Raw genomic sequence first — 6,201 nt, 5'->3', positions numbered from 1 at the left:
GACATCTTCCCCAGGCGGTGCTGACCGTGGCCTTCTCGGTCATCGCGGCCCTCGCCGCGCTGCGGATGCTGCGCCCCGCCCGCACCGGCCCCGAGTCCGGTGCCCGGGTGAACCCGGGCAAGGCCGGCGCCGCGGGTGCCGGTCTCGGCGCGGTGACCGGATTCCTCGGGGTGGGCGGCGGCTTCCTCGCCGTCCCCGCGCTGGTGGGCGTGCTCAAGCTGCCCATGCGCCGCGCCGTCGGCACCAGCCTGCTGGTCATCACGATCAACTCGCTGGCCGCGCTCGGCGCCCGCGCCGGCACCGGGATGCACCTGGACTGGGCGGTCGTCGCCCCGTTCACCGCGGCGGCCATCCTCGGGGCCTGGGACGGCAAACGCCTGTCGAAGAAGCTCAAGGGCGGCACGCTGCAACGGGTCTTCGCGTACGTCCTGCTCGCGGTCTCCGTCTCCATGCTCCTCGACACCCTCTTCTGATCGCCTCGCGGCGGTCCGGGCCCCCACAGACACCCCGAGGGAAGGGCAACTCCCGCTCCGGGGCAACATCAACAACACACAAGGACCAATCTGCCATGACCATTCCCGCCGTCGATCCCCGCCAGGCCAAGACTCGTCTGCACGAACTCACCGTGATCGACGTCCGCACCCCCGGTGAGTACGCCGGCGGTCACGTTCCCGGTGCCCTGAACATCCCGCTGGACCAGCTCGACCGCGCGCTCCCCGACATCCGCAGCGCCGCCGAGCGCGCCGAGATCCTCGTGGTCTGCGCCTCGGGCGCCCGTTCCGAGAAGGCGTGCCGGCAGCTCGCCGAGAAGGGCATCCACACCGCGACCCTCGCGGGCGGCACCGGCGCCTGGGCCGCCCAGGGGAACGACCTGGACCGCCCCGTGGCCTGTGACGTCAAGTCGGCGTGGAGCATGGACCGCCAGGTCCGCCTCACCGCCGGATCGCTCGTCCTGCTCGGCCTGGCCCTGGGCGAGTTCGTCCACCCGGCCTTCCGGCTGCTGTCCGCCGGTGTCGCGGGCGGTCTGGTGTTCTCCGCCGTGACCAACACCTGCGGCATGGCCGCCATGCTCGCCAAGCTGCCGTACAACCGGCCCGGCAAGGCCGACCTGGACGCGACGCTGGCGCGTCTGCGCAGCCTCTGACCGGCGCGGTGTCCCGTGTGCCCGGGGCGCACGGGACACCGTACGGGGGCGCCCCGGCGGTCGCCGCCGGACCGAACGGGGACGTACAGTACCCCTGGGGGTATTTTTGAGGAGTGAGCGTGGAACTGGAGCTTGAGGGCGCGTCCCTGAAGGCCGTGCTGAACCGGCTGCGCCGCGCGCAGGGCCAGATCTCCGGGGTGATCCGGATGATCGAGGACGGCCGGGACTGCGAGGATGTCGTCACCCAGCTGGCCGCCGCGTCGCGGGCGCTCGACCGCGCCGGTTTCGCGATCATCTCGACCGGCCTCCAGAAGTGTGTGGCCGACTTCGAGGACGGACAGCGGAGCGGCGAGGACCCCGAGCAGATGCGCACGCGCCTGGAGAAGCTCTTCCTCTCGCTGGCGTGAGAGGACGCCGGTCCGCGCCGGAGGGCGAGGACGCCGACGCCCGGCGCCGGACGAAGGCCCCGCGGAACGGTTCATGCATGCCCGGCCCGGGGCTGGACACCCGTCGGCGCCAGGCGAGACGACAGGAAAGGCAGACCCCATGCGTTACGACCACACGGTGCATCTCGACACGGACTTCGCCACCGCCGTCACCCTGGTGCGCGAGGCCCTCGCGGACCAGGGCTTCGGCATCCTCACCGAGATCGACGTCACCGCCACCCTCAAGGCGAAACTCGACCAGGACATGGAGGACTACGTCATCCTCGGTGCCTGCAACCCGCCGCTGGCCCACCAGGCCCTGGAGGCGGACCGCACCATCGGCCTGCTGCTGCCCTGCAACGTGGTCGTCCGCGCCGAGGGCGACCGCACCGCCGTGCAGGCCCTCGACCCGCAGACGATGGTGGCCCTGACCGGACTCGACGCCCTTCGCCCGGTCGCCGACGAGGCGACCCGTCGTCTCGACGCCGCTCTCGCGTCCCTCACGGGGACCGGTGCCGAAGGATGACGCCGAACGTCTGAGCAGACCCCGGTCGCCGCGGGCCCACACCAGGGCGCGGCCGCTTCTGCCCCACGTCGGCAGCCCTGCCCGGATTGGTGCGGCGGAAGTCCCGGCAGTAGCATGATCACCTTTGGGGGCCGGCCGTTCCGGTCGGTCAAGTCGGCGCGCCGCTCGGAGCGCGCCCCGTCCGGAGATTTCCATGTCTGCTGTCAGCGATGCATTAGAAGACGCCCGTACCCAGTACGAGCAGCACACCCGCGCCTGCCGCCAGTGCCGCGCCGACTCCGCGCCGTGCGCCGTGGCCAAGCATCTGTGGCGCCTGTTCAACAGGGCCCGCCAGGACCGGCTGCGGTCGCAGGAGGCCTGACCGAGGCGCGCCGAGGACCGCCTCGGATCTGCTCAACCGCCGTACACGGCATGGACGTCGGCGTTCGGTGGCGGCGCGTGCCGGGCCGCCGGACCCCGCGCGAACACGCGCAGCACGTTCTCCGTGGTGCGGGTGACGAAGGCGCGGGTACGGGCGTCCATCCCGTGGTCGCGGCCCAGTTCGCCCGTCCCCGCCAGCAGTCCCTCCACCCAGCGCATGGTGCCGGTCGCGAACACCCCTGCCCCGCCTGGGGCCTGGTAGTACGCCGAGTCGCTGTGGCTCGGCCGGCCCGCGCACACCAGCGGGGAGTGCGCGGTGATCTCCAGCGGGCCGGGAGTGGGGGCGCCGGGGGTGACCCGGTCGTACTCCACGCCCACGAGATGGGCGAAGGCGTCCCCGGCGCGGACGCCGGTGCCCTCGTACGCCCAGTGACCGGCCGCCCGCACGACGTACGGCGCGTCGACCGGATAGCCCTCGTAGAGCACCCCGGTGAGCGCGGACTCGGGGTCGGCGCCGGGCGGGAGCCGGTAGTCCGTGGTGACCTGTGCCGGGCGGGACGGGTAGCAGGGGTCCGCGCGGTAGTCGGTCTTGTAGCAGACGACCGTACGATCCCCCGCGCGTTCCCCGGCCTCCAGCCGCACCCGGCGGAAGCAGGTGTTCGCGCCGAGGAAGGCGAGGTTCGTCCCGGCGTCCCGTGCGGCGGTGACGTGCGCCCGCTGCTCGGGAGTCCAGTACTCGTCGTGCCCCAGGCAGACCACGGCGTGCGCGCCCCGCAGCACCCCGGGGTCCCGGTGGACGTCGGTTCCGGTGCTGTACGCGAGCGGGATGCCGAGACGCTCGGCGAGCACGACCAGCGCCCGCTCGTAGGTCAGGAACTTCTCCGCGCCGCTCCCGTCGTAGGGCCGGTCGAAGCTGACCGCGAGGGAGCGCGTGGCGTACGCGCCGTCCGCGCCGGCGTACAGGCTGGCGCCGCCCCACCGGTTGTACGCCTGCCATGTGGCCGGCGCGTGCAGCAGCACCGTACGGCCCGTGCCGTCGGTGGAGCGGACCACGAACGGGACGTACCGCTGATGGCCGGTGTCCGCCTCCAGGCGCAGCAGGTAGGCGCCCTCCGGCCAGCCGGTGGTGTCGACGGGCAGGCTGACCGGCCAGTCGGCGCGCACGGTCCGGGTGGCGGGCAGCACCAGCGGGGCGGTCCGCGCCCGGCCCGGTATCCGGCCCGAGGTCCAGATCCGCCGGGCCTGGGCGCCGCCGTACCAGCCGACCCGGTACGCCGAGACCCGGAACGACGCCGCCGTGGTCGACACGTGCAGGCCGAAGCTCTCGCCCGGGACCACGCTCACCCGGTCCGGATAACCGGTCACCGCCTCCGGCGGGCCCGTCGCCCCGAGCCGCCAGCCGGCGGTGCCCGGCGCGTCCCGTTCCGTCTCCGGCCGGTGGCCGCCCCCGGACCGGGATGGCGCGGCCGTGCAGGCGGCGGCCGTACCGAGCCCCGCACCGGCGCACAGGGCGAGGAACCGGCGCCGCCCCAGCCCTGGGCCGTCCGCCGGGATCACGCCGACTCCCGGATGCGTCACCGCTCCAGCGTCGGGGCGTGCCCGGCCCCGGCGCAACCGGTCAGGCGCGGAAGCCGATGTGCACGTGGTCGTGATGGGTGGCGTCGCTGAAGAACTGCCCGGTGGCGCCGCCGGACAGCGGCACCGGGCCGCCGACGTTGTACGACCCCGCCGCGGCCGCGTCCCGCATGAACCGCTCGATCAGGGTCCGTGAGGTCGCCGGGTCCACCACCGGGTGGCCGTCGACCCGCCACACGTCGAAGGCCCGCCCCCGCGGGTGGTCGCTCGGCCTGTCCGTGCCGAAGACGTCCAGCGGATGCCCGGAGCGCACGACGCTCACCCCGATCCGGTACGTCCGCGCCAGCGCGCGCATCGCCCGCGTCACGCTGGTGTGCACCCGGCCGCTGAGGAGGTCGGCGACGGCGGCGGGCGGCAGCGTGATCCGGTCGTCGGACAGGGCCGCGCGGGTGTCCGGGGGCAGGGACCGGGCGGGCGGCCCCGGGTGCGCCGGACGCAGGGCGTCGACCGTCCAGCCGTGCGGTCCCCGCGAGAGCCGTACGTCCACGGTCGTACCGCCCGGAGTGAGCGCCGCCCCCCGCCGGGCCCACTGCCGGCAGACCACCAGCACGCTCGCGGACCGGGACAGGATTCCGCCGTACTGCGCGAAGACGACCTGGAGCGCGGCCTGATCGGCCGGGGGAAGCAGGGGGCCGGCCTGGCCGACGAGCGCCGGGGGCAGGCCGAGGGCCGAGACGCGCGAGCGGGCGGCCGCGGGTCCCCCGTGCCCGGTCGGCCATGCGCCGATCGCCTCCACCAGCCGCACCGCGCGCCGTTTCGCCGCCGGTTCGACCTCGCCCGGCCCCGGCCGCCACGGCGTGGTGTGCGGCAGCTCCGGGGCAGCCGGCGACGGCGTGACGCGTGCCGCGGGGGCCGTGGTGCCGGAGCAGCCCGCCGCGCCGAGGGCGGCACCGGCGAGCGCCGCCAGGACGGCGCGACGGCCGGGCGGGGGAGCGTGACGGCTCATACCGCCAGTGTCCGTCGCGCGCGCCGCCCCGGCGACCTCGGCCGCACTGAGGCCAACGGGCTCAGAACGGCGGCTCGTTCAGGAGTTCCAGCAGCCATTCGGCGCTCTGCGCGGCGCCGGGGGCGGGGCGTGCCGGGTCGGGGAACATCCGGCCCCAGGAGGCGGCGCGGCCCAGGGAGCTGAGCCGCCAGGCGAGGCTCGCGGCCCTGCGCAGGTCGGCCGCCGGGCGGCCGGTGCCGGTCCAGGGCTCCAGGTAGGCGTCGCGCAGCGGGGGCAGCACCTGTGGACCGTAGCGTTCGCGGGCCCTCTCGGCGGTGACCCTGAGGCTGCAGAACGGGTGGGAGACGGCCGCGTCCCCCCAGTCGAAGAACGTGAACCGGCCCGGCTCCGGGCGGAACAGCTGCCCGTCGTGCAGATCCGCGTGGTCGAGGGTGTCCTCGACGCCGACGGCCGCGAGTTCGGCGCACCAGTCCACGATCCGGGGCCGTGCGGCGGTGAGGCGGGCGCGTGCGTCGGGTCCGAGCGCCGTGTTCGCCGCGAGCAGCCGGTCGAACACCTCGGGCAGGTCGAGGGTGCGGGCCGCGGGCACCCCGAGTCGTTCCAGCTCGGCCGTGCGCGGGGTCAGGGCGCGCTGCACGCCCGCGTACTGGCGCAGCAGGTCCTCCCAGACCGCCGGTTCGACCGCCTCCCGCGCGAGCACGTGCCGGAACAGATCGCCGCCGTCCGGCAGCAACGACCAGGCGCGCGCCGCGTCCACGGCCAGGGGCTCCAGCACATGTCCGGGCACCCAGCGGGCCAGCGCGGCGGTCAGCGGGCCCTCGAAGGCGCCGGCACGCGGATTCGCCTTGAACCAGACGGGGGCCCGCCCCTCCACCGGCACCCGCGCCAGCACCGACCACGGGCGCAGCCGCACCCGCGGTTCACCGCTCGCGCGCAGGCCGTGCTCGGCCAGCCGCCCCCGGACCCAGTCGAGGGCCGCGGCCCGCCAGGACTCCCGCTCCCACGGCGTCACCGCGTCCGCGAAGGCGCCCCGGTCCACGGTCGTCGAGATCTCGCTCCGCATCGCGCCATCCCAGCATCACGGCCGGCGTCGCGACCACCGGTTTTTCCGCGCATACGGGTGTGCCCCCGGCCGTCGGCCGGGGGCACACCCAGGGGGCCTGTC

8 protein-coding genes are annotated in these 6,201 nt (G+C 75.1%); 5 read left to right on the top strand and 3 right to left on the bottom strand.

Going from position 1 to position 6,201, the window contains the following annotated elements; genetic code table 11:
* The 5 genes from QSK45_RS36340 to QSK45_RS36320 all read left to right on the top strand — a co-directional run.
* Window positions 1–473: sulfite exporter TauE/SafE family protein (locus QSK45_RS36340; RefSeq protein ID WP_285563212.1), on the top strand; the 473-nt coding region annotated here is incomplete at its 5' end.
* A gap of 95 nt (window positions 474–568) precedes the next feature.
* On the top strand, window positions 569–1,144 hold the full coding sequence (locus QSK45_RS36335; RefSeq protein ID WP_285563211.1) for a rhodanese-like domain-containing protein: 576 nt from the start codon (window positions 569–571) through the stop codon (window positions 1,142–1,144).
* Between the two features lie 119 nt (window positions 1,145–1,263).
* Window positions 1,264–1,551, top strand: coding sequence for a metal-sensitive transcriptional regulator (locus QSK45_RS36330; RefSeq protein WP_285563210.1), 288 nt, complete (start codon window positions 1,264–1,266; stop codon window positions 1,549–1,551).
* 139 nt (window positions 1,552–1,690) lie between these two features.
* Window positions 1,691–2,095, top strand: a complete 405-nt coding sequence (locus QSK45_RS36325) for a DUF302 domain-containing protein (RefSeq protein ID WP_285563209.1) — start codon at window positions 1,691–1,693, stop codon at window positions 2,093–2,095.
* 193 nt (window positions 2,096–2,288) lie between these two features.
* Complete coding sequence (locus QSK45_RS36320) at window positions 2,289–2,456, top strand: hypothetical protein (protein ID WP_285563208.1); 168 nt, start codon at window positions 2,289–2,291, stop codon at window positions 2,454–2,456.
* A 32-nt stretch (window positions 2,457–2,488) separates the two neighbouring features.
* On the opposite strand, the gene QSK45_RS36315 is transcribed toward QSK45_RS36320, so the two are convergent.
* From QSK45_RS36315 to QSK45_RS36305, 3 genes are all read right to left on the bottom strand, one after another.
* Complete coding sequence (locus QSK45_RS36315; protein WP_285563207.1) at window positions 2,489–4,033, bottom strand: N,N-dimethylformamidase beta subunit family domain-containing protein; 1,545 nt, start codon at window positions 4,031–4,033, stop codon at window positions 2,489–2,491.
* Between the two features lie 40 nt (window positions 4,034–4,073).
* A complete protein-coding gene (locus QSK45_RS36310) occupies window positions 4,074–5,036 on the bottom strand; it encodes a hypothetical protein (RefSeq protein ID WP_285563206.1) in 963 nt (320 codons plus the stop codon).
* A 61-nt stretch (window positions 5,037–5,097) separates the two neighbouring features.
* Window positions 5,098–6,099 carry a phosphotransferase gene (locus QSK45_RS36305; RefSeq protein WP_285563205.1) on the bottom strand — a complete coding sequence of 334 codons (1,002 nt, stop codon included), beginning with the start codon at window positions 6,097–6,099 and terminating at the stop codon, window positions 5,098–5,100.
* Between the last annotated feature and the right edge of the window lie 102 nt (window positions 6,100–6,201).

This window comes from Streptomyces hygroscopicus subsp. hygroscopicus (genome assembly GCF_030269125.1).
Lineage (GTDB): Bacteria > Actinomycetota > Actinomycetes > Streptomycetales > Streptomycetaceae > Streptomyces > Streptomyces hygroscopicus_C.
The sequence above is the reverse complement of the archived record's forward strand: the minus strand, read 5'-3'. Positions and strand labels throughout refer to the sequence as shown.

What these genes read in the sequence shown, in the direction of transcription:
- QSK45_RS36335 (WP_285563211.1), top strand. Translation starts at nt 569, where the DNA reads ATGACCATTCCCGCCGTCGATCCCCGCCAGGCCAAGACTCGTCTGCAC.
- QSK45_RS36325 (WP_285563209.1), top strand. Translation starts at nt 1,691, where the DNA reads ATGCGTTACGACCACACGGTGCATCTCGACACGGACTTCGCCACCGCC.
- QSK45_RS36320 (WP_285563208.1), top strand. Translation starts at nt 2,289, where the DNA reads ATGTCTGCTGTCAGCGATGCATTAGAAGACGCCCGTACCCAGTACGAG.
- QSK45_RS36310 (WP_285563206.1), bottom strand. Translation starts at nt 5,036, where the DNA reads ATGAGCCGTCACGCTCCCCCGCCCGGCCGTCGCGCCGTCCTGGCGGCG.
- QSK45_RS36305 (WP_285563205.1), bottom strand. Translation starts at nt 6,099, where the DNA reads ATGCGGAGCGAGATCTCGACGACCGTGGACCGGGGCGCCTTCGCGGAC.